Source organism: Rhodospirillales bacterium, from assembly GCA_016710335.1.
Lineage (GTDB): Bacteria > Pseudomonadota > Alphaproteobacteria > Rhodospirillales > Defluviicoccaceae > JADJXQ01.
Genome location: JADJXQ010000009.1, coordinates 25,179 through 47,376 on the forward strand (window position 1 = coordinate 25,179; position 22,198 = coordinate 47,376).

Annotated in this window: 25 protein-coding genes, 1 tRNA gene and 1 pseudogene; 17 read left to right on the plus strand and 10 right to left on the minus strand. The window is 65.4% G+C overall.

Going from position 1 to position 22,198, the window contains the following annotated elements; translation table 11 throughout:
• Positions 1-122: 122 nt before the first annotated feature.
• Complete coding sequence (gene ptsN, locus IPM60_13350) at positions 123-587, plus strand: PTS IIA-like nitrogen regulatory protein PtsN (protein ID MBK8908847.1); 465 nt, start codon at positions 123-125, stop codon at positions 585-587.
• A 27-nt stretch (positions 588-614) separates the two neighbouring features.
• Here the strand turns inward: ptsN and IPM60_13355 are convergent.
• Positions 615-690, minus strand: a tRNA-Ala gene (locus IPM60_13355).
• Positions 691-873: 183 nt separating this feature from the next.
• On the opposite strand from IPM60_13355, the gene IPM60_13360 reads away from it, so the two are divergent.
• The 7 genes and pseudogenes from IPM60_13360 (at position 874) to IPM60_13390 (ending at position 5,280) form a co-directional block, all read left to right on the plus strand.
• On the plus strand, positions 874-1,164 hold the full coding sequence (locus tag IPM60_13360; GenBank protein MBK8908848.1) for a YggT family protein: 291 nt from the start codon (positions 874-876) through the stop codon (positions 1,162-1,164).
• A 30-nt stretch (positions 1,165-1,194) separates the two neighbouring features.
• Positions 1,195-1,629, plus strand: coding sequence for a DUF167 domain-containing protein (locus IPM60_13365; GenBank protein MBK8908849.1), 435 nt, complete (start codon positions 1,195-1,197; stop codon positions 1,627-1,629).
• Positions 1,630-1,631: 2 nt separating this feature from the next.
• A complete protein-coding gene (gene folD / locus IPM60_13370) occupies positions 1,632-2,522 on the plus strand; it encodes a bifunctional methylenetetrahydrofolate dehydrogenase/methenyltetrahydrofolate cyclohydrolase FolD (GenBank protein ID MBK8908850.1) in 891 nt (296 codons plus the stop codon).
• Positions 2,522-3,214: a TenA family protein gene (locus IPM60_13375; protein MBK8908851.1), complete on the plus strand. Its 693-nt coding sequence runs from the start codon at positions 2,522-2,524 to the stop codon at positions 3,212-3,214. Before folD ends, IPM60_13375 begins: the two co-directional genes overlap by 1 nt.
• Before the next feature lie 64 nt (positions 3,215-3,278).
• Positions 3,279-4,376, plus strand: a pseudogene (gene mnmA, locus IPM60_13380) (tRNA 2-thiouridine(34) synthase MnmA).
• A gap of 14 nt (positions 4,377-4,390) precedes the next feature.
• Positions 4,391-4,684 (plus strand): SelT/SelW/SelH family protein, encoded by a 294-nt coding sequence (locus tag IPM60_13385; GenBank protein ID MBK8908852.1) that lies wholly within the window; start codon positions 4,391-4,393, stop codon positions 4,682-4,684.
• Between the two features lie 167 nt (positions 4,685-4,851).
• Complete coding sequence (locus IPM60_13390) at positions 4,852-5,280, plus strand: DUF4157 domain-containing protein (GenBank protein MBK8908853.1); 429 nt, start codon at positions 4,852-4,854, stop codon at positions 5,278-5,280.
• A 66-nt stretch (positions 5,281-5,346) separates the two neighbouring features.
• Here IPM60_13390 and IPM60_13395 read toward each other — a convergent pair whose 3' ends face one another.
• Entirely contained in the window at positions 5,347-7,314 is a 1,968-nt protein-coding gene (locus IPM60_13395) for an ABC transporter ATP-binding protein/permease (protein MBK8908854.1), read from the minus strand.
• A gap of 285 nt (positions 7,315-7,599) precedes the next feature.
• Between IPM60_13395 and IPM60_13400 the strand changes: the two genes are divergently transcribed.
• Positions 7,600-8,133 carry an outer membrane beta-barrel protein gene (locus IPM60_13400; protein MBK8908855.1) on the plus strand — a complete coding sequence of 178 codons (534 nt, stop codon included), beginning with the start codon at positions 7,600-7,602 and terminating at the stop codon, positions 8,131-8,133.
• A 93-nt stretch (positions 8,134-8,226) separates the two neighbouring features.
• On the plus strand, positions 8,227-9,060 hold the full coding sequence (locus IPM60_13405; protein ID MBK8908856.1) for an OmpA family protein: 834 nt from the start codon (positions 8,227-8,229) through the stop codon (positions 9,058-9,060).
• Positions 9,061-9,146: 86 nt separating this feature from the next.
• Here the strand turns inward: IPM60_13405 and IPM60_13410 are convergent, their stop codons facing one another.
• The 4 genes from IPM60_13410 to IPM60_13425 all read right to left on the minus strand — a co-directional run bounded on the left by IPM60_13410 (position 9,147) and on the right by IPM60_13425 (position 12,876).
• A complete protein-coding gene (locus tag IPM60_13410) occupies positions 9,147-10,094 on the minus strand; it encodes a L,D-transpeptidase family protein (protein ID MBK8908857.1) in 948 nt (315 codons plus the stop codon).
• Positions 10,091-11,107 (minus strand): flippase-like domain-containing protein, encoded by a 1,017-nt coding sequence (locus IPM60_13415; protein ID MBK8908858.1) that lies wholly within the window; start codon positions 11,105-11,107, stop codon positions 10,091-10,093. Before IPM60_13415 ends, IPM60_13410 begins: the two co-directional genes overlap by 4 nt.
• On the minus strand, positions 11,092-12,360 hold the full coding sequence (locus IPM60_13420; GenBank protein MBK8908859.1) for a glycosyltransferase family 9 protein: 1,269 nt from the start codon (positions 12,358-12,360) through the stop codon (positions 11,092-11,094). Before IPM60_13420 ends, IPM60_13415 begins: the two co-directional genes overlap by 16 nt.
• Before the next feature lie 318 nt (positions 12,361-12,678).
• Complete coding sequence (locus IPM60_13425; GenBank protein MBK8908860.1) at positions 12,679-12,876, minus strand: DUF1127 domain-containing protein; 198 nt, start codon at positions 12,874-12,876, stop codon at positions 12,679-12,681.
• A gap of 131 nt (positions 12,877-13,007) precedes the next feature.
• Here IPM60_13425 and IPM60_13430 point away from each other — a divergent pair, with 131 nt between their 5' ends.
• Positions 13,008-13,880, plus strand: a complete 873-nt coding sequence (locus IPM60_13430) for a LysR family transcriptional regulator (protein MBK8908861.1) — start codon at positions 13,008-13,010, stop codon at positions 13,878-13,880.
• Positions 13,881-13,929: 49 nt separating this feature from the next.
• Here IPM60_13430 and gltA read toward each other — a convergent pair whose 3' ends face one another.
• Entirely contained in the window at positions 13,930-15,303 is a 1,374-nt protein-coding gene (gene gltA / locus IPM60_13435; protein ID MBK8908862.1) for a citrate (Si)-synthase, read from the minus strand.
• 65 nt (positions 15,304-15,368) lie between these two features.
• Positions 15,369-15,578: a hypothetical protein gene (locus tag IPM60_13440; protein ID MBK8908863.1), complete on the minus strand. Its 210-nt coding sequence runs from the start codon at positions 15,576-15,578 to the stop codon at positions 15,369-15,371.
• Between the two features lie 562 nt (positions 15,579-16,140).
• Here IPM60_13440 and IPM60_13445 point away from each other — a divergent pair.
• The 3 genes from IPM60_13445 to IPM60_13455 are packed head-to-tail and all read left to right on the plus strand — an operon-like array spanning position 16,141 to position 17,844.
• Positions 16,141-16,299, plus strand: coding sequence for a YqaE/Pmp3 family membrane protein (locus tag IPM60_13445; protein MBK8908864.1), 159 nt, complete (start codon positions 16,141-16,143; stop codon positions 16,297-16,299).
• Between the two features lie 12 nt (positions 16,300-16,311).
• A complete protein-coding gene (locus tag IPM60_13450) occupies positions 16,312-16,683 on the plus strand; it encodes a DUF4112 domain-containing protein (protein MBK8908865.1) in 372 nt (123 codons plus the stop codon).
• Between the two features lie 27 nt (positions 16,684-16,710).
• Positions 16,711-17,844: a DUF3616 domain-containing protein gene (locus IPM60_13455; GenBank protein ID MBK8908866.1), complete on the plus strand. Its 1,134-nt coding sequence runs from the start codon at positions 16,711-16,713 to the stop codon at positions 17,842-17,844.
• 18 nt (positions 17,845-17,862) lie between these two features.
• Here IPM60_13455 and IPM60_13460 read toward each other — a convergent pair whose 3' ends face one another.
• Positions 17,863-18,165 carry a BON domain-containing protein gene (locus tag IPM60_13460; protein MBK8908867.1) on the minus strand — a complete coding sequence of 101 codons (303 nt, stop codon included), beginning with the start codon at positions 18,163-18,165 and terminating at the stop codon, positions 17,863-17,865.
• Positions 18,166-18,251: 86 nt separating this feature from the next.
• Positions 18,252-19,145 (minus strand): zinc ABC transporter substrate-binding protein, encoded by an 894-nt coding sequence (locus tag IPM60_13465; GenBank protein MBK8908868.1) that lies wholly within the window; start codon positions 19,143-19,145, stop codon positions 18,252-18,254.
• A 98-nt stretch (positions 19,146-19,243) separates the two neighbouring features.
• Between IPM60_13465 and znuC the strand changes: the two genes are divergently transcribed.
• From znuC to radC, 3 genes are all read left to right on the plus strand, one after another.
• Entirely contained in the window at positions 19,244-20,140 is an 897-nt protein-coding gene (gene znuC, locus IPM60_13470; GenBank protein ID MBK8908869.1) for a zinc ABC transporter ATP-binding protein ZnuC, read from the plus strand.
• Positions 20,140-20,940: a metal ABC transporter permease gene (locus tag IPM60_13475; protein ID MBK8908870.1), complete on the plus strand. Its 801-nt coding sequence runs from the start codon at positions 20,140-20,142 to the stop codon at positions 20,938-20,940. Before znuC ends, IPM60_13475 begins: the two co-directional genes overlap by 1 nt.
• 354 nt (positions 20,941-21,294) lie before the next feature.
• Positions 21,295-22,122, plus strand: a complete 828-nt coding sequence (gene radC, locus IPM60_13480; protein MBK8908871.1) for a DNA repair protein RadC — start codon at positions 21,295-21,297, stop codon at positions 22,120-22,122.
• Positions 22,123-22,198 lie beyond the last annotated feature (76 nt).

The following is a 22,198-nucleotide window of genomic DNA, read 5'->3' on the forward strand; positions in this document are numbered from 1 at the left end:
AAGGGTTTAGTGGATCGACCATCACACGCTTTGGGTACCGGACGTTTGATCCGATCCACTAGAACGCCCCTCCATAATCTCGACTGCTGCCGGTTGCCGACAGTGGTAAGGCTTGGCAAGCAATGGAAATTGAAGAGCTGATCTCACCGGACAACGTCGTCGCGCAGTTGCGCGCGACCAGTAAGAAACAGGCGCTGCAGGATCTCGCCAAACGGGCGGCGCGCATGACCGGCGAGCCGGAACGCGCCATCTTCGACGTGCTGATGGAGCGCGAGAAGCTGGGCACCACCGGGGTCGGCAACGGCATCGCCATCCCCCACGGCAAGCTCGCGAGCCTCGACCGGCTCTACGGCCTGTTCGCTCGTCTTGAAAATCCGATCGATTTCGACGCCATTGACGAGCGGCCGGTGGATCTTATTTTCCTGTTGCTCGCGCCGGAGACGGCGGGCGCCGATCACCTTAAGGCTTTGGCCCGCGTCTCCCGGCTGTTACGCGACAAGGCGGCTTGCGAAAAGCTGCGCGGCACCGACGACCCCGAGGCGCTGTACGCCCTCCTGATCGACACCGCCGCTTCCCGCGCCGCATAGATCGCGCGGCCGAGCATCGCGTTTGATTGGTGGAGCCGAGGGGGGTCGAACCCCTGACCTTCGCATTGCGAACGCGACGCTCTCCCAACTGAGCTACGGCCCCACGTCATACCGGCGACCCAGGTCCGGCATGTAACAGCGCCGACGAAGATCCAGCGGTAACAACGCCGGGATAATGATGAGCGGCGAGGGCTCCTGTCAAGGCTCGCGCTTGCGCCTCCGTGCCGCGACCGCTAGGTTACCGCGTTTCCTACCGGAACGGGTTCAGCACCTCATGGACAACCTGTTGGTCAATCTCGTTTGGCTCGTAGACCAGCTCATCGGACTCTACATTTTCGTCATTATCGTCGGCGTCATTCTGAGTTGGCTGGTGGCCTTCAACGTGGTCAACACCCGCAACCGGTTTGTCTACCTCGTCGGTGACTTCACCCATCGCTTGACAGAGCCGGCGCTGGCGCCGATCCGCCGGTTCATGCCCGATCTTGGCGGCGTAGACGTTTCGCCCGTCATTTTGATCCTGCTGCTCTATTTCGTCCGCAGGCTGCTCTGCGGATACGTGCCGCTGGCCTGTTACTAGGGCACAGACCCGTTCGAATGATTCCGCCGCATGGGTCATAGCGTGCACGACATTCAAGAGGTTACGTGCAGCAACGGTGCATTCTCCGAATCCACCGCTGCGCTGGTGCTGCGGGAGCCCAAGGCACCGGCGGCGACGCCATTCGACACATCCCCCACCGGCGTTCGGGTTTACCTGCGGGTTTCGCCACGGGCGGCGCTAAGTTGCTGCGACCGGATCGTACGCGACGCCGATGGTAGACCGGCATTGCGGGTCGCCGTCACTGCGCCGCCGGACGGGGGCCGGGCGAACGAAGCGGTCGTCGCTTTGCTGGCCAAAGAATGGCGGGTTCCAAGAAGCAGCATGACGATTGCCGCCGGCCGGACCTCGCGCCGCAAGACACTGACGGTGGCCGGCGATCCCGCTGCGTTGATGGCGCTGCTTAATGCGTGGGCCGCCGAACGGCTGGACAAGTCGAGAGGCTAGCGGTGGCGCGGGCGAAGATCATCGATGGCAAGGGGATCGCCAAGGAACTGCGGCGCGCAGTGCGGGAGGAGGTCTACCAGCTTCATCACCAGCACAGGGTTACGCCGGGCTTGGCCGTCGTCCTGGTCGGCGACGACCCTGCCAGCGCCGTCTACGTGCGCAGCAAGAGCGAGCAGAGCGAAGAAGTCGGCATCGCCTCGTTCCAGCATCGGTTGCCCGAAGACGTGCGCGAAGAGGACCTGCTCACTCTCATCCACGGCCTGAACCGGGACTACCGGGTGAGCGGAATCCTGGTGCAATTGCCACTGCCGGCGCATATCGACGCCGCGGCAATCATCGAGGCCATCGATCCGAACAAGGACGTCGACGGATTCCACCTGCAGAACGCAGGCCGGCTTGCGCTCGGCATCGCCGGCGCCATGGTGCCGTGCACTCCGCTTGGGTGCCTGACCATGATCAAGCGCCATGTACCCGATCTCGCCGGCCGCAAGGCGGTGGTCCTCGGGCGCTCCAATATCGTCGGCAAGCCTATGGCGCAGTTGTTGTTGGCGGAGCACTGCACCATCACCATTGTCCACTCGCGCACCGTCGATCCGGCGGAGGAATGCCGCCGCGCCGATGTCGTCGTCGCCGCGGTCGGGCGGCCACGGGTCGTGCGCGGCGACTGGATCAAACCGGGCGCCACCGTCATCGATGTCGGCATCAACCGCGTCGAGGCGGAAGACGGCAAGTCACGGCTGGTCGGCGACGTGGCCTTCGACGAAGCGGTCGAGATTGCCGGCGCCATCAGTCCGGTGCCCGGCGGCGTCGGGCCGATGACCGTCGCCTGCCTGTTGCGCAACACGCTCATCGCCTGCTGCCGGCACCACGACTTCGACGTGCCCCAGCTTTGATGCGGACCGGCCTTGATGTGGACCTGAGCGGATCGACCCTGTTCGCGACGCTGCGCGCGGCATGCGCCGAGGCGTGGGGGGCGTATGTATCGCATCCGTTCGTCCGCGAACTTGCCGACGGCAGCCTGCCGGAACCCTGCTTCCGCCGTTACCTCGAGCAGGATTATCTTTTTCTCATCCACTTCGCCCGCGCCTACGGCTTGGCCGTTTACAAGAGCGACTCCGTGGAGGACCTTCGACAGGCGTCAGCCGGCCTTTCCGCCATCGTCGACCGGGAACTGAGCCTCCACGTCTCTTACTGTCGGCAATGGGGCGTCGATGAACGGGCGCTGGCGGACGCGCCCGAGTTCGGCGCGACGATTGCCTACACCCGCTATGTCCTGGAACGCGGCTTGGCCGGCGACATCCTGGATCTGCAGGTGGCGCTGGCGCCATGCATCGTGGGCTACGCGGAGATCGGGCAGCGAGTCGCCGAGAGCGCAAGGCCGGACGCGCCTAACCCGTACCGCGAGTGGATCGAGATGTACGCAAGCGCCGACTATCAGGCCGTCGCCGCCGCGCATGTCTCGCACATGGATCGGCTGATGGAGCGCCGCGGCGGCCCCGGCCGGCTTCCGTCGCTGATCACCACGTTCGACCAGGCCACCCGGCTCGAGTCGGCGTTCTGGGACATGGGCCTGGCCGCAGGCTGATGGGATGCCGGCGCGGCGGCGCGCGAACACTTGCCCGCTCGCCGAGCGCTCCCATATCGCCCCTATGATCGACCTGCACCTCGACAGCCCACCCGCGCGAAGCCGCGTCGTCGTCGCCATGTCCGGCGGAGTCGATTCATCGGCAACGGCGGCGTTGCTCGTGGAGGCGGGCTACGACGTGGTCGGAATCACCCTGCAACTCTACGATCATGGCGCCGCGGTTGGCCGCGCCGGGACGTGCTGCGCCGGGGACGACATCCACGACGCTCGCCGCGTCGCCGATCGGCTCGGCATCCCCCATTATGTTCTCGATTACGAGAACCGGTTCCGCGCCCAGGTGATGGAACCGTTCGCCGACGCCTACGCCGCCGGCGAAACGCCGGTGCCCTGCGTGCTATGCAACAAGACCGTGAAGTTCACCGACCTGCTCGACGCCGCCGACACTCTCGGCGCCGGGGCCTTGGTCACCGGCCACTACGTGCGCTGGCGCCGCGGCGAGCACGGTGCGGAGCTTCATCGTGGGGCCGACACGAGCCGCGACCAGAGCTATTTCCTGTTCGCAACCACCCCGCGGCAGCTCGACCGTCTGCGCTTCCCGCTCGGCAACATGAGCAAGGATCAGACCCGTGACATCGCGCAGCGGCACGGCTTGCCGGTGGCGGCCAAGGCCGACAGCCAGGACATCTGTTTCGTGCCGGCCGGCAGCTACGCACGCGTGGTCCAGCGTCTCCGTCCCGATGCGGCGGAGCCCGGCGACATCGTCGACATTGCAGGACGTGTGCTCGGCCGGCATGACGGGATCATCCAATACACCATCGGCCAGCGCCGCGGGCTGGGCATCGCCGCCGATGGGCCCCTCTATGTGATCCGCCTCGAACCCGAAACCCGCCGTGTCGTCGTCGGGCCGTCAAACGCCTTGAAGCGCTCGCGGCTGGCGCTGCGGGACCTGAACTGGCTTGGCAACGCGCCGCTGTCGCCGGATGGGGAACGCGTTGCGGTGAAGCTCCGCTCGACCCAGCCGCCGGCCGCGGCGACGGTGACGGCGGGGGCGAATGGCGGGGGAAAGGTGGTGCTTGACGAAGCCCAGGCCGGCATCGCACCGGGCCAAGCCTGCGTCTTCTATCAGGGCGAGCGGCTGCTCGGCGGCGGCTGGATCTGCCGCGACGAGGAGGCGCCATGCCGACCGACCTGCCGCGCGTCGAGATCGTCTATTGCACCCAGTGCCGCTGGCTGCTGCGGGCGGCATGGATGGCGCAGGAGTTGCTCGTCACTTTCGAATCCGAACTCGGCGGCGTCACCCTCCGTCCGGGCAGCGGCGGTGTCTTCGAGGTGCGCATCGACGGCGACGTCGTCTGGTCTCGCAGTCAGGAAGGCCGCTTCCCGGAACTGCCGGAGCTCAAGCGCCGGGTGCGCGATCGCGTCGCTCCCGACCGCGACCTCGGTCATTCCGACCGCGCGCACCGACGGTGACGGCGGCAGTGTTCCGGTCCGTCGCAATGATGGTGGCGGCGGGTTTATTGGCGGCGGCGGATGCGCCTCGCGAGCCCGCTCCGCCCATACCGGAGCCGCGAACGATGGCGCGCCCGTGGTCGCTGACGGAAAGGGCGGCGGAGTGGGCGGCGGAGTCGGCCGGTCCCATGGTCGCCAGGCTGATCCGGTCGTCGCGGGCGGCGGCGATCGACGCCGGCGTCGAACCTATTCCCCTCGCGATGCGGACGCGACTCAGCGGTTTCTTTCCGGAGACGCTGCTCGATCGGGTGCGTTATCGCGTCGGCAGCGGCACCGACACATCGGTGCAGGGATATTTGTTCCAGTCGGAGTACTTTCTGGCGACCACACTCGATGATGTCATCGTGTTTCGCAACAGGGAGGACGCCGAGACTGACGCGGTGCTGTGGGCCCACGAACTCGCCCATGTCCAGCAGTTCGAACGAATGGGGATCGACGGTTTCGCCCATTCATATGTGCGCGACCATCAGGCTCTCGAGCACGCCGCGATGCGGGTCGCGGGCCAGTACGACAGCTGGGCCCGCCGCCACGGCAAGGCCCCTCCGATCACCCACTGAGGGTGCGATCCTTGGACCATATAAGCCCGCGGAGTAACATCGATACCTCATGCGGAGCCTGTCGAATCATGAGGTAGAACCGGCAAGCTCACCCTTGGACTCCGGGAGCAAGGGGTCCCCTTCGTCGGCGTGTTCCAGGACTTCGCGCGCTACTTCCGCCTCCTGCTGTCGACGCCACATTGCGGCGTAGGCGCCGTCGCGGGCCAGAAGCTCGGCATGGCGGCCGCGCTCGACGATGCGGCCGTGGTCAAGAACCAGAATCTCGTCGGCGTCGACCACCGTCGACAGGCGGTGGGCGATGATCACCGTCGTGCGTCCGGCCGACACGTCCCGCAGACTCGCCTGGATTTCCTTCTCCGTGTGGGTGTCGAGGGCGGAGGTGGCTTCGTCGAACAACAGGATGCGCGGCGACTTCAGGATCGCCCGGGCGATCGCCACACGCTGCTTCTCGCCGCCGGAGAGCTTGAGGCCGCGCTCGCCGACGGTGGTGGCGTAGCCATCAGGAAGCGATGCGACGAAGTCGTGGATGCGGGCAAGCTGCGCTGCCCGACGCACCTCTTCGGGCGTCGCAGAGGGCCGTCCGTAGGCGATATTGTAATGAATCGTGTCGTTGAACAGCACAGTGTCCTGCGGAACGATGCCGATGGCGGTCCGCACCGACTCCTGGGTGGCCTGGCGGATGTCCTGCCGGTCGATCAGGATGCGGCCGGCGCCCGGGTCATAGAACCGGTAAAGCAGGCGGGAGATGGTGGATTTGCCGGCGCCGGATGGACCAACGATCGCAACCGTATTCCCTGGCGGCACGCTGAACGACACGTGGGCGATGACCGGCCGCCGACGGTCGTAAGCGAATGAAACATCTTCGAACACCAACGCGCCGCCGTCCGGGCGGAGCGGCGTGGCGTCCGGCGCGTCGCTAACCTCGGGATGCTGGTCGAGCAGGCTGAACATGGTCTCCATGTCGGTCAGAGAGCGCTTGATCTCCCGATAGACGAAGCCGAGAAAGTTGAGCGGCATGAACAACTGAATGAGGTACGCGTTGACCAGCACGAAGTCGCCGACGGTCATCGTGCCGGCAACGACGCCGTTGGCGGCCATGATCATCAGCACGATGAGCCCGACGGCGATGACGACGCCCTGGCCTACGTTCAACAGGCTGAGCGAGGTCCTGCTCTTCACCGCCGCCGCTTCGTAAGCGGCAAGCGCCTCGTCGAACCGCCGCGCCTCATGGGCCTCGTTGCCGAAGTACTTGACGGTCTCGAAGTTGAGTAGGCTGTCGATGGCCCTGGTGTGGGCGGCGTTGTCGGTCTCGTTCATCTGCCGGCGGAACTTGGTGCGCCACTCGGTCACCACCGTCGTCCACGCGATGTAGCCGCCGATGCAGAGCAAGGTGATGCCGGCGTACCAGAAGCCGAACATCCACCACAGCACGCCGCACACCATGAAGATTTCGAGAAACGTCGGCAGCACGTTGAACAGCATGAAGCTGAGCAGGAACTCGATGCCCTTGGTTCCGCGCTCGATGGCGCGGCTGATTTCGCCGGTGCGGCGATCGAGATGAAAGCGGAGGCTCAGGCCGTGCAGGTGCCGAAAGGTCGCGAGCCCGGCCTTGCGGATCGCCCGCTGCGCCACCCGCGCGAACACCGCGTCGCGCGCTTCGCCGAACGCCTGGGCCAGCACCCGGGCGACGCCGTAGGCCACCAGCATCATCACCGGCACCGCGACGGCGGCGGCAACGGCGGTGCCGTCGCCCGTCGCGGCTGCCCCGGCGCCTTGCGTACCCGTCTCGCCCGTCAGTGCGTCCACCGCCGCCTTGTAGAACCAAGGCACGATGACGTTGACGCCCTTGGCGAGCACCAGGAAGACCATGGACACGACGACCCGCACGCGAAGGCCCAGCTCGCCTGCCGGCCACAGGTAGGGCAGCAGGGTGCGGATGGTCGCCAGATCGCCACGCGGTGCGAAGCCGGGCGGGACGGTTGAGCCGGATGCAGGACGACCGGGCGCGGAGGATCGAGAGGCGGAATGGGACATGTGCCGTATATGGCGCAACGTAGGCACGGTCGTCAAAGCGAGCCCACGCCGCGCGACAGCCTTTCGCCGACACCTCACGGCGGGAACCCCCGATCCGGGGTGGCGTCCGTCCGACTACCCAGGTGCGTCATAATTACAACAATCTGTCTCATTCGCATCAAGTTCCCGAATCGGATCTGGGCAACCTCGGTTTTGCTGGTACACTTTTCCACAGTTGGAGAACGCGCTGTGACTACCCCGCGCAGCAGCAGAACACCGTAACCCTCAGGGGAAGGAGATAGCAAAATGAAGAAGACCCTTGCGGCCTTGCTTGTTGTTGCTTCGGCGTCGACCGCCATGGCGCAGTCAGCTACGCAGCCGCCATACACACCACAAGTCGGCCCGCGCGTCGGTGACTACGAGGCAACCTTGTCCGGCAGCGGTACGTCGACGAATGATTTTGACAACAACACGTTCGGCGCCACTGGCACAATTGCTTATTTCTTCACCGACGCTATTGAAGTCGGTCTCGAGCAGTCGATCGGTTTTACGGTCGGCGATGATGACCTTGTAGAGGACGCCTGGAACGGCCGCTCGCTCGTCTTCGTGGACTACAATTTCAACCTTGGTCGTTTCCGGCCGTACGTCGGCGCTGCAGTCGGCGGGATTTACGGCAAGAACGTCGATGACGACGGTCTTTATGGCCTGCGCGGCGGGTTGAAGTACTACGTGTCCGAGGCGACCTTCCTCCAGCTGGGTGCGTCCTACACGCCGACGTTCGAGGACGCCTTCGACGAAGCTGTCCTGAACTACACGCTCGGCGTCGGCTTCAATTTCTAGGCAAGGGAACATCGTAGCCACGCCTCGGCGGCAACGTGATCGCACGTGTGACCCGCTGCTGCCGACAGCACCGCTACATGGGAGAATGAGACGATGACAAAGACAGTAAGATACGCGGTCATGACCGCCGCCGTCGTCGCCCTTGCTGGTTGCGCCGATAGGCCGATGAACCAGTTGGGCAACGTTTCGGCGTCGGGAAGTGGCTTCGACAGCGCCTTGGCGCAGGAATATATGGGCCTGTCCAATGTCGAAAAGCAGGCCGGTGACAACCGGGACGCGGACACCTACGCCAAGCGCGCCATGGACGCCGCCGCCGGTAACCCGACCGAGCCGGACAGCCCGGAATATCGGGAGCCGATCTTCCCCGACGAGTACAAGCCGGAACTGATGAGCGAGCGGCAGCGCCTCATGAGCGCTCTCGATCGCACCGGTCGCCAAAAAGCTCCCGCCGACGCGGCGCGGGCCCAGGCAATGTATGACTGCTGGGTTGAGCAGCGTCAGGAGAACCTCCAGGAGGAGCACATCCAGGCGTGCCGCGAAGCCTACATGACGGCGATCGGCAGGGTCGAAGCCGCATTGGCGACCGGGGCTGCTCCGGATGCCTACTTGGTGTTCTTCGACTTCGACAAGTCCAACCTGACGCCTGAGGCGCAGGAAATCGTCCGAACCGTTGCCAACCGGGCGAAGTCCAGCAACTACAAGTCGCTCGTAGCGACCGGCCACACCGACACAGCTGGTCCGGCGGACTACAACATGGGTCTGTCGGAGCGTCGCGCCCAGTCGGTGGAGAAGGCGCTCGAGGGGATGGGCATCCCCAGCAACAACGTGATGACAGAGGCCAAGGGTGAGGAGTTTCCGCTGGTGCCCACCGGCGATGGTGTCCGCGAGCCGCAGAACCGGCGCGTGGAGATCCAAATCAAGAACTAGTTTCCCTCGCACACTCCAGCTCGAAGGCGCTGCCCGCCGTGGCAGCGCCTTTTTTCTTGGCCGCTCTCCTGACCTGGTAGAGGCTTCTAACGGGTAATGCGAACCGGCATGCCGTCGCGCTGATTGAGCGCCCACGCCACGGCATCCCAGTCCAGGCGGCCGATGTCCTGGTCCGCCGCGAGCAGAATGCGGTCGGGATCGATCTGCTCGGGCACCGGTTCCGGATCGGCAAAGCCGCGTTCCTCGATCTGATCGACCTGCGTGTAGGACGGATTCACCTCCATGTAGAGGTCACCGTCTCGCCGACCGAGCTTGACCATCTCCTGCACGGTGCGTACCTGGGTGCCGACCGGAACCCGGTTGAATAGCCACTCGATCGCCTCCGGGTACATGCGGATGCAGCCGCGGCTGACCCGGCGGCCGATCCCCCACTCCTTGGCGCCTTCCGCAGTGCCGTGGATCAGGTATGCAGGCCAGCCGAGGTAGAGCGCGAACTTGCCGAGCGGGTTGTCGGGTCCGGGCGGCACTACGGCCGGCAGTTGCGGATCATCGGCGCGGGTCGCGGCGGTCGGACGCCAGGTCGGACCCGCTTGCTTGCGAACCACTTTGGTCGTGCCGACAGGCGTTTGGAAGCCTTCGCGGCCGACGCCGATCGGCAATGTCACAACCGGCGCATCGCCGCGCCCGAAATAATAGAGCCGCAGCTCGGCCAGGTTGATGACGATGCCGGTCCGCGGCGCGTCCGGCAGCACATGCGCCGTCGGCAGGATCACCCGAGTACCCGATCCCGGCAACCACGCGTCGACCCCGGGATTGGCCGCCATCACCTCAATGAAGCCAAGCTGATTGTCGCGGGCGATATCCAGCAGAGTATCCTCGTGCGTCGCCGCATACACCCTCAGATCACCAACGACGTCGTCCGCCCAAGTGCCGCCGGAGGCGACGAGAAGACACACGGCCGCGCCGAGGCCGGCGAGACGCGCCGGCACAGGCCGCGGCTTTCCGGTGAGAGAGAGCTTCGAGAGTGATGTCACATCCTGCTCCTTCGTGTTGAAGATCGCGCTGCCGCCATGGACCACTTCACGTCGGGCTGCTCCGGCTGTTCTCGCGCCGACCGTTCGCCGCTCCCTTGCAGGATCCACAGGAGACCCCCCGGCAGGCCGATGACGATCATGGTGAGGCCATACGCAACGGACGTTGCAAATACCAGGCTGACGTCGTAGCCGAGGGCGCCGAAGGCAGTCACCATTGCTCCCTCCCGCAGGCCCCAGCCGGAGATCGTGATCGGCACCATGGCGATCACCAGAACCAGGGGCGTCACCAACAGGATGTGCAGGAGCTTCGCATCGAGTCCGATGGCGCGCGTCAGCATATAGACGCTGAGCGCAACGCACATGTGAATGACGATCGACAACGACACCCCTGCGATGGCAATTGGACGACGACGCGCCGCCCCGCGCAGTGCCGATGAGAACCACTCCGCCCGCGCGAACGTGCGCGGCGCAAGCCGGTGCCATCCGGCGGGCACCGCGTCGAGCCGCGACAGGACGATGGCGACGGCGGCGACCGCCAGCACAGCCGGCCACAGGATGACCGCAATATCGGGGCGGCGCGTGAACTCCGGGACCAGCCACAGGCCGACCATGGCGATGATCGGGATTGCCAGCAACGCCAACAACCGATCGACTACGACACTGGTCGAGGCGAAACCGAGGCTGGCGCCATATCTCGTGCAAAGAGCCCAGATCCGGTAGGCATCGCCGCCGAGCGAGGAGGGCAGGGTCTGGTTGAAGAACTGTCCTATCCAAACCAGGCGCCAAGCGGCCATCGTCGGCAGCCGCGTTCCCAAAGCCCGCGCCGCCAACCACCAGCGCGCGGTCAGCAGCACGGTCAGCGCCGCCTGAATAGCGACGGCCGCAGCGACGAATTCCGGCGATATATCCTGGTACAGTGACAGCAGTCCGTCCGCAGCAAACTCGGTCTGCGCCCACCACAGCAGCGCGAGGGTGAAGCCGATCTTCGCCGTCAGGATCAATCCGCGCCGCATTGGTCGCTCCGCTCAAGCATGCGCCGGCACCTGTCGAACACGAGGTCCACCGAAATGTCCAACATGCAGCGGTTGAGCGTGCAGGTGGAGCGCTTCTGGTTGTAGACGCTGACGCAGGGGCTGCACAACGGAGCGAGATAGACGACCTCCTGCCGCGGCCCCAGCGGCCCGAAGATGCGAGGAGTCTCCGGCCCGTAAAGCACCAATGTGGGCAACTCCGTCGTCGACGCAAAGTGCGCAGGACCGGAATCGTTGGTGACCATCAGCGACGCCACGTTGTAGAGGTCGATCAACTCCCGGAGCGACGTCGCCCCGGCCAGGTCAACGACGCGCGCATCGCTGATGCGGCGGGCCATCGCCGCCACGTCGGGAGCTTCCGCGGGACTTCCCGTCAGCACCACCACATGGTGCGGGGAGCAGGCCAGCAACCGCCGAGCCAAGCCGACGTAGCGTTCCTGCGGCCAGCGCCGCAACGGCACCAGGTCGCTGGCGTTGCAGTTGAGGATGATCAGCTTTGCTCGTTCCGTCTCGATGTCGATATCCGGAGACAGGCGGCGGCGAATCGCGGCCCATATTCCAGCGCTACGGTCGGCGTCGGCCGGCAAGCGTAGACGCAGAGCGAGCACGTCGGCGGCCGGCAGCTTTGCGCACGGCTCCCGCCCCGGCGGGTCCGAAAGGGCCTCCACTAAAGCCACGTAGCTGGAGGCCATGTGGTGGTGCGGCGAATAGACGACGCGCTGGGTGATGAGATTGCCTTGGTAGCCGCCCTCTTCGTGAAAGCGGTGGTAGCCGGCGCGGAGGCGCGCCCGGCTGAGGAACGCCATCAGGGTGCTGAAGCGGGAATAGACCTCGAAATTGACCGAAGCAAGGCCGCTTTCGCGTCGCAGACGCCGAAGCGCCGCGAACGAGGAGCGCATCAGCGTCGGCACACCCGCCGGGTCGATGACGATGATCTGCCCACGCTCAAATCCCATCAGCTCGAGCATCTCCACGCCGGCCGGGAACGTGAGGAATAACAGCCGGGCGTCGGGAAAACGCTCGCGGGCGCGCCGCAGCGCCGGTGCCGTCAGCACCAGGGCGCCGATCTCCGCCAGCATGATGAACAGGATGGCGCTCGGCTGTTCAGCCGAGCCGGGCTCCCGATGTTGGCGCCGCCCACCGAACAAGCGCGCCGCCACGGTCCAGCCGCTGACGATGCCGCAGAGAGGCCGGCCGACCCAGCGATCCAGGATGCGCATCCTGTTCGGGTGCACGTTGTTGACCTCGATCCCGCCTTTGACAACGCGTCACGCGCCCGCTGACCCGCGCAACGGTTCGAAAGCGCATGAAGCATGGGCCGGATCGGGCGTCTGCCCTTGTGCACCCAACGGAAACAGCCTCAGCGGCCTTCTTGTTCACGAGCCTTGCCGATAAAGAGGCACAAAACGAGTCAAGACTCAATCCCCGCCGCGGAGGCGCCTTGTCGCAGCCGGCACCTCACCCTGCGCCCGTCGTGCCCGTTGGGGCGCATCAAAAGTGAGGAGAACCGGCCGAACGGATTCTTGAGCAGCATGCCGAACCGCGCGCCGCCGCTACCGGTGCAACTCGCGCCACACGTCGGCGCGGTTCACGCCGATGTCTTTCAGCAGATGGTCGTCGAGTCCCGCGAGTTGGCGGCGCTGACGCTGTTTCTCAAGGTAATCGAAAACCAGTTCGATCAGCCGTGCAAAGCCACCAGGGGCGACGCTGCCGAACAGGGATCGCGAAGAACGAGAGAGGATGGAAGACATAGCAACCTCCGATACTTAGACCTTGTAAGACCGCGAACCACAAGTTGTTAAGGTAGCAATACCCCTTGCATAATGGAAGCGAATAAGTTTAATGTTGATGATAAGGTTTTGTGATGAACGGGAGGCTGTCCATGGTCCACAACATCGACCCCGCGCTGCTGCGGGCCTTCATCGCGGTCGCGGAGACGGGCGGCATGACCAACGCCGGCCGGTCGCTCAATCTGACCCAGGCCGCGATCAGTCAACAGATCAAGCGGCTTGAGGACCTGTTCCGTCAGCAACTGTTCGAGCGGGACCGGCGCCATTTGCGCCTGACGCCCCGCGGCGAGCGATTGCTGGCTCACGCGCGGCGCATGCTCGCCCTCAACGACGAAATGTGGGGGGCGATGACCTCGCCGGACTTCGAAGGCGAGGTGCGCCTTGGCGCGCCCTACGATGTTGTGCGGCCATTCCTGCCGCCGATCCTGCGCGCCTTCGACCAGGCATGTCCGGCGGTCCACGTAAAACTCGTCTGCAGCGTCACCCAGAAGCTGCTGGAGGACCTTGAGCGGGGGGACGTCGATCTGACCCTGACGACGGAGGAAACATGCGGCGCCGGCGGCGAGGTGCTGTTGCCGGACGAACTGGTGTGGGTGGGAGCGCCCGGCGGTCGGGCGCATACGTTACGGCCGCTGCCGGTTTCGCTCGGCGACCGCGACTGCATGTTCCGGCGCGCCGCGGTGCGCGCCCTCGCTGATCGGGGATGCGCTTGGCGACCCGTGTGCGAGATATCGAACATGGAGCCGCTGTGCGCGACCCTCAAAGCCGATCTGTCGGTCTCACCGCTGCTCGCGTCGACAGTGCCGGACGATCTCGTCATCCTCGGCCCTGACGCGGGCCTGCCGCCGCTGAAGACCTTTTACGTGAACATGTACTTGCAACGCGCCAACACCACCGACGGCGCCGCCGAGCTCGCCCGCCACATCCGCCACCACTTCACGACCCGCCTCCAGCGCGCAGCGTAAGATAGAGGTAGCTCCCCATTAGTCTTACGCCGAACGCCGACGCCGAACGTCAGCGGTCGGCGAGCGGCACGTACGGGCGTATGCGTTCGCCGACGTAGCGTTGCCGCGGCCGGCCGATGCGCTGGTTGGGCGACTCGATCATCTCCTTCCACTGCGTTATCCAGCCGACGCAGCGCCCGAGCGCGAACAGCGCCGGAAACATCGGGATCGGGAAACCCATGGCCTGCAGGGTGATCCCCGAATAGAAGTCGACGTTGGGGAACAGCTTGTGCTCGACGAAATATTCGTCCTCGAGGGCGATGCGCTCCAGCTCCATCGCCAGATCGAACAGCGGGTCGCCCTTCTTGCCGGTTTCTTCCAGAACTTCGTGACACGACTCCCGCAACACCCGCGCCCGCGGATCGTAGTTCTTGTAGACGCGATGGCCGAAGCCCATCAGCCGGAACGGATCGTCCTTGTCCTTGGCGCGCTTGATGAATTCCGGGATGCGATCCTTGGAGCCGATCTTCATCAGCATGCGGAGCACGGCCTCGTTGGCGCCGCCATGGGCGGGACCCCACAGGCAGGCGATGCCGGCGGCGATGCAGGCGTACGGATTGGCCTGGGACGATCCGGCGATGCGCACCGTCGCCGTCGAGGCGTTCTGCTCGTGGTCGGCGTGCAGGACCAGGAAACGGTTCATCGCCCGCACCATGATCTCGCTCGGCTCATACGACTCCGCAGGCACCGAGAAGCACATGTTGAGGAAGTTGGCAGCGTAGTCCAGTTCATTCCTGGGATAAACGAACGGCTGGCCGAGGGAGTACTTGAAAGCCATCGCGCAAATGGTCGGCATTTTGGCGATGATGCGCTGGGTGGCCAGCTCGCGGGCGGCAGGATCGGTAACGTCGGTGTCTTCGTGATAGAAGGCGCTCAACGCGCCCACCGTTCCCACCATGATTGCCATGGGATTGGCATCCCGCCGATAGCCGTGGAAGAACTCCTTCAGCTTCTCGTGCACCATGGTGTGGCGGGTGATCTTGTTGTCGAAAGCCGCCAGTTCGTCAAGGGTCGGAAGCTCGCCGTGCAGCAGCAGGTAGCATACCTCCACGATCGACGCTTGCGCCGCCAGTTCCTCGATCAGGTAGCCGCGATGCAGCAGAATCCCGCGGCCGCCGTCGATGAAGGTGAGCGCCGAGTCGCAGCTGGACGTCGACATATAGCCGGGGTCATGGGTGAAGTAGCCGGTGTCGCGGTACAGGCGCTGAACGTCGATAACCTTCGGCCCATGAGTCCCGCCCAGGACGGGAAGGTCGATTTTGCGTCCGTCCGCATTGAACGTGAGGGTGACCGTTTCTCCTCGGCCGGTTGCTGTGTCTCCAAATCGGGAAAAGCACGATCCATGGCAGCCGCTCCCTCCTACCGCGTCGGTTCCGAAACTAATGATATAGGAACGACTTGGGGATGATAACCGGAACCGGCACGGGATCTCGCGTTATTTCGACTGATTTACTCGCATCGGGCGGCGCCCGGCTGGGGCGACAAGAGCAATGCGTCGCGGTTCCGGAACCCCAGCGTCTCGGCGATGCGGTGGTTTGCCTCAAGCTGGGCCTTGGCCACGAGTGCCTTGACCATGGACGGGAACCAAAGCCGCGCCGGCTCCGGGGCGTCGTCGAGAACCAGTTGCGCCCCCAATCCCCGCATGTCGACCAGCATCATGCAGGGTTCTCCGCATGTGTGGCGGCTTTGGGATGATGGGCGGCGCACCAGCGGCCGGCGTCCGGAGCCTTCGGGTTCAGCCGCTTTCTTTCGCGGTCGCGCATGCAATAGCGAAAGCCGCCGGCAAGCTTGAAGGCCTGGTCATCGTCACCCCAGTGCATGCACGTCTGGCAGCATCTGTCCATTTCGGGTCGCGCCTCTCTTAGCCGGCGTAGACGGCCATGACGGTGAAGCTCAACATGATGACCCCAAGCGCCAGAAGCTCGGGCCAGGCGCGAACTACAGTGAACATTGCCTTTCCTTCCAGGAAACCTGCGCATCAATCATCGACAACCTCTAAGGTAGTATGTTGCGCTGCAAAATCTACCTCCCAAAAGCGGTAGGCCGGATCAATGGAGGACGGTAACGCCTAAGGGTTGCGATCCGGTTAAGGTGCCTGCGCCGCCACCGAACAGGCGGCGGCGCTGCCGGTGGAACTCCGGATACGGCCGGGTCGTTTACGCAGAGGACGCTGCACCCCCGTCTCCGTTCTGCGATCCAAAACCGCGCGGGAGATCAATCCATGGACCTGATTCGCATCATCGTCGCCATCCTGCTGCCGCCGCTGGGAGTCTTTCTCCAGGTGGGCTTCGGCGGCCATTTCTGGCTCAATATCCTGCTGACGTTGCTTGGCTACATCCCGGGCATCGTTCATGCGATCTGGATCATTGCGCGGAGGTAAGGGTTCGAGGCCATGGACGACAACGCCGAGATCCGGAAGATCGAAGATCTTGCGGATCTGCTAGACAGCCGCTTCCGCGTGCCGGGCACCGGCATCCGCTTCGGCCTCGACTCGCTGTTGGGCCTCTTGCCGGGAATCGGGGACGGAGCCACGGCCATCGCCGCGCTCTACGTTGTCTTGCGCGCGCATCAGCTGGGCGTGCCGAAAAACCTGGTATTGCGCATGCTGGGGAACGTCGGCCTCGACGCTGTCCTCGGGTCGATCCCGTTGGTGGGCGACCTGTTCGACCTCGGGTTCAAGGCCAACCGCCGCAACGTCGCACTCTTGAAGCGCCACCTAAGCAGCGCCGGAACGACGCCGCGGCACGTCAGGCGGGTCGCTTAAGCGGCGGACGAAGGGAGGCGATTTGGCATGTCGAAGCCGGCGAAGCCCGAGAAACGCGTGCGGTTGCGGTTTGGCAAGCATGGCGGCGTTTCCGGTATAGACGAGCCGATGCGGCGGGACTTGTCCGCCTGCGCGCTCATCGGCTCCACGCTGTGGACCGCGAGCGACGAGGCCACCAGCGTCGAGCGGCTGATTACCCGCGACGGCGATACCTTCGAAGAACACGTCAGCTTCGATCTCGTCAGTTTCTTTGATTTTCCTGCCGGCCCCGATAACGAAATCGACATCGAAGGGTTGGACGTGGACGACGGCTATTTGTGGATCGTCGGCTCCCACGGCCTCACCCGCAAGAAGCCTGCCCGCCACGAAACAGACGCCGAAGCGGCGCTAGAGCGGCTGACCGTCATCAAGCGCGATCCCAACCGCTTCTTTTTCGGCCGCGTGCCGCTGGTTCCCGAAGGGCATCCGGAGGACGGGATCTGGCGTCCGGTGCAACACCCGGATGGCGGCAGCGACGGCTGCCGCGAAGCCGCCTGCATCAAAATGAAGAACGGCGGCAGCGCCCTGAGCAGGGCGGTGGCGGAGGACGAGCAGCTTGCGCCGTTTCTGGGCGTCCCCTGCAAGGAGAATGGCTTCGATGTCGAAGGCTTGGCCGTGCGAGGCCGGCGCGTCTACCTCGGACTGCGAGGACCGGTGCTGCGAGGGTGGGCGCTGATACTGGAACTCCGCGTCGTGCGCGGCAAGAGCGGACGGCTGAAGCTCGAGAAGATCGGCCCCAACGGTGCGCGGTTCCGCAAACATTTCCTCGACCTCGACGGACTCGGCATCCGCGAGCTCGCGCGCTTCGACGACGACCTGCTGATCCTGGCCGGCCCCACCATGGACCTGGACGGCCCGGTCGCCCTGTACCGCTGGCCCGGCGCCCTGGAGATCGACCAGCCGGACGTGGTTCCCCACGACCGGCTGAAACATCTCCTTGACCTACCAGTGGGAGATGGGGTTGATCACCCTGAGGGCATCGCGCTTCTCGCGGTGGAAGACGACGCGCAGCGACTGCTTATCGTCAACGACAGCCCGGCCGAGGACCGACTTTACGGCGACGGGACCTCCATCGACGCGGACGTGTTCGCTGTCTCACATCGCCAGTTCAAGAACGCGTAAGGGAGCGCGCCCGGCCGGTCAGTCCACGATCAGGTCGTTTTCAACGTCCTTCACGCCCTTCACATCCTCGGCGATTTCCTCGGCGCGCTCTTTCTCGTCGTCGGTATCGACGAAGCCGCTGAGCTGCACCAGGTGCCCCTTGGCCTGAACATTGACGCGGCTCGTGTCGAGATCGCGCGCGTCCTGAAGCTCCTCCATGACCCGCTGCGCCAGACGCGCGTCTTCCATGCGCCGCTCGCGCTCCGAAGTGCAGGCCGTCCCGGCGAAGGCGACCGCCGACAACGAAGCCAACAACATCCCCGTTCTGATGCGCCTGATCATGACGTTTTCCTCCTCGGCTAGGCGTCATCGTGCTTAACGTCAAGCCGTCGCTCCGGTTCCTCAGCTTGTTGACCCGATGACAGGTCTCACCGGTGCGGCGCCAGGCAGTCGGCGAGCGCCGCAGCCAGGTTGTGCATCAGCCCGAAGTAGGCATCCGGTCCCGGCGGCAACGCCGACCCCAGGGGGTCGAGCACGCCGATGCGCGCATCGCTGCCTTCGATCACGGTGTGCGCCAGGGCCGGCTCGAACTGTGGCTCCGCAAACACGCAGGACGCTCTCGTGTCAGCGAGCGCTGCGCGGATCTCCGTGAGCTTGCGGGCGCTCGGGCGGCGCTCCGGGCTGACGGTTATCGCCCCCGCCTGCGTCAAGCCGTAGCGCCGCTCCAGATAGCGGTAGGCGTCATGGAGCACGATGTAGGGTCGCCCCTGGAGCGGCGTCAGGGCCTTGAACAGCGCCGCGTCCAAGCCGGCGAGCCGCCGCTGCAGGGCGGCCCCGTTGGCCCGGAACTGCGGTGCCGCTGCGGGATCGGCAAGGCTTAGCGCGTCCACGATGCGCCGGACCATCGCCTCAGCGTTCGTCGGGTCGAGCCAGATGTGCATGTCGTGCCCGCCGTCGGCGTGATCGTGCCCGCCGTCGGCATGATCGTGAGCAGCATGGTCCCCGGATCCAGCCTCAACCAAGTCAACCCCGTCCGCGTCCGCCAAGGTGACGATGGCCGCGCGGCGCGACAGGCTCCGGAGCGGCTTGGCGAGGAAGGTCTCCAGCGCCTCCCCGATCCAGAACACCACGTCCGCCTGCTGCAACGCCGCTGCTTCCGATGGCTTCAACGCGTAGGTATGCGGCGACGCACCGCCCTGGATCAGCAAGGTCGGTTCACCGACGCCATCCATGACGCCCGCCACGAGGGAATGAACCGGCTGGATGCTCGCGACCACGTGCAGCGCATCGGCACGCGCCGCAACGTTGATCACCGCACACATCGCGAAGGCGAGGGAGATGCGCAGAAAGAGGTGTACGATCCTCACAACCGGCTCCTCCTCCGCCACGACTGGAAACGCGCCGCGCCTGCTGTTACAGAATGGCGGCACGGCGTGTCAACACCGAGGCCGTGCAACGGCCGGGACCGCCAAACCGACACCTCTGGCTCTCGAGGGATCTGCGCGTGACGGACACTGCCTTGGATCCGGCAACGCTGGTGGTCGGCGAGGCCCTGACTTTGCGATATGGCGCAGCCACTATCGTCGAGGGCGTCGACATCACCCTGCGGAGAGGGGAGATTACCACGATCATCGGCCCCAACGGCGCCGGCAAGACGACCTTGCTGAAGCTGGTGCTCGGCCTCGTGCCGCCCAGCGCCGGTCGCGTGCGACGCCGCGCCGGGCTGCGCGTCGGCTACCTGCCGCAGCGCCTGCACGTGGAGGCGGTGCTGCCGATGACCGTCAGCCGGCTTATGACCCTGACGGTGCGGCGATCGCCCGCCGAGGTCGTGGCGGCGTTGGCGGAGACCGGCGTCGCGCACTTGGCCGCTGCTGCAGTTCAGTCGCTGTCGGGCGGCGAGTTGCAGCGGGTGTTGCTCGGCCGCGCGCTGCTCGCCAACCCGGATCTCCTGGTGCTCGACGAGCCGGTGCAGGGTGTCGACTATGCCGGCGAAGCGGCCCTCTACGAACTGATCGGCGGGCTCAGGCGGCAACGCGGCTGCGGCATCCTCATGGTGTCCCACGACATCCACGTGGTGATGGCCGCCACCGACCACGTGCTCTGCCTCAACCGCCACGTCTGTTGTGCCGGCACACCGGAAGCGGTCGGTCAGCATCCGGAATACGTCCGCTTGTTCGGGCCGCGGGCGGCCCCTGCGCTCGCGGTCTACACTCACCATCACGATCACGCCCACGATGCTGCCGGCGACGTCGTACCGTTGCGGGACGGCAGCCACCCGGACCCGGCGTCCGCGCCCTCGCAGCCGAAAGCCCGATGATGCTCGACGATTTTTTCATTCGCGCCGTCCTCGCGGGGATTGGCGTCGCGGTCGTCGCCGGGCCGCTCGGCTGTTTCATCATCTGGCGCCGGATCGCTTATGTCGGCGACGCCATGGCCCATTCGGCGCTGCTCGGCGTTGCCCTCGGCCTGTTCCTGGACATCAACCTCACCGCCGGCGTGGTGGTGGTGACGACCACAATCGCCGTCGCTCTAGTCGCTCTCCAGCAACGCCAATGGCTGTCATCGGACGCGCTGCTCGGCATCCTCTCTCACGCGTCCCTGTCGCTCGGCTTGGTCGCCATCGGCCTCATGGCATGGCTGCGGCTCGATCTCATGGGCTACCTGTTCGGCGACATTCTCGCCGTGACGCCGGCGGATCTCGCCTGGATCTACGGCGGCGGCGTTCTCGTCGTCGCCGCGCTGGTGGCCATCTGGCGCCCACTGCTGGCTGCGACCGTGCATCAGGATCTGGCTCAGGCCGAGGGCGTGCCGGTCGGCCGGGTGCAGGTGATCTTCATGGTGCTGATCGCCCTGATCATCGCCATGGCGATGAAGCTGGTCGGCATCATCCTGGTCACCGCGCTGTTGATCATTCCGGCCGCCGCCGCCCGCCCGTTCGCGGCCACGCCGGAGCGGATGGCGGTTCTCGCTGCGCTTATCGGCGCCGCGGCGGCGGTGCTCGGCCTCTACGCCTCCCTCTACCTGGACACACCGTCCGGGCCGTCGATCGTGCTGGTTGCCGCGGTGCTGTTCGGGTTGAGCCTGATCCCCATTCCCGGCCGCCGCTCCCGCTCGTAGCGCGCGAGCCTCGGCCGGCCGGCCGGGCTGCCGCATACCCCATCGAACGCACGGAATCTCTCTTTACCCAATTGGGGTGGTGCTGCTATCTTACCATTGGGTTAACGCATCGGATGCATCTGGATTGCACAACCGACAACCCGCACCCACCGGGAGCCTCGGCCGCCTCTCCAAGTCTGCGGCTCCCGGTGCTGGTCGCGTCGCAAGGAGCGAGATGCGTTGGTGATGACCGTGAGCCGGCAAGACGCCGACGCCGTTCTGACGGCCGTCGGCCTGAACGTGACGCAGCGGGTGACACCGTCCGGCGAGAGCATCTACACGATCGAGGGCGACACCCACCCGCATCGCCATCTGATGCGCGAACTGGGCGGCACCTGGGACCGGATCCGCCAGCACTGGGTGTTCCAGTGCGAGGACCCGCGGCCGCTCTTGTCGCAGAAGTTGCAAGGTGAAGCCGCCGCCCCGCCAACCGGCCTGTCGGACAGCCAGAGCCAAGAACTCCTCACCAACCGCCCGCACTACTGGGGGCATCGCCAGCGCCTCCGCGATCGCTTCCTCGCCGGTGCCGACGAAGCACTGCCGGACTACGAGTTGCTGGAGCTGCTGTTGTTTTTTTCAATCCAGCGGCTCGACACCAAGCCCCTCGCCAAGGACCTGCTCAAGGCGTTCGGCAGCCTCGGCGGCGTCGTCAACGCCTCCGAGGAGCGGCTCGCCGCGTTCGAGCCGGTCAACCACCACACCATCGCCATGTTCAAGGCGGTGCGCACGCTTGCCGCACGCATCATCCGGGAAGAGGTGGACGAAGCGCCGGTGCTGACCACCTGGGACAAGCTGATATCATACCTCCGGGCGTCGATGGCGCACGCAAAGGTCGAGCAGTTCCGGGTGCTGTTTCTCGACCGCCGCAACGTGCTCATCGCCGACGAAGTGCAGCACACCGGCTCCATCGATCACACGCCCGTCTACCCGCGCGAGGTGGTCAAGCGCGCACTGGCCCTAGACGCCTCGGCGCTGATCATGGTCCACAATCATCCCAGCAACCATCCGAAGCCGTCCGACGGCGACATCCAGATGACCCGCATCGTCAAGAAGGCCCTCGAGGGCGTCGGGATCGTGCTGCACGATCACGTCATCGTCTCCCGCCGCGGCCAGTCCAGCTTCAAGCAGATGGGGTTGCTGTAGGGGGGCCACCCTTGACGGAGCCCGGAGTCGTGGGCATGTTCTGTTAAGGTTCTTTTGCCCGTCATGTCTCGCAAGT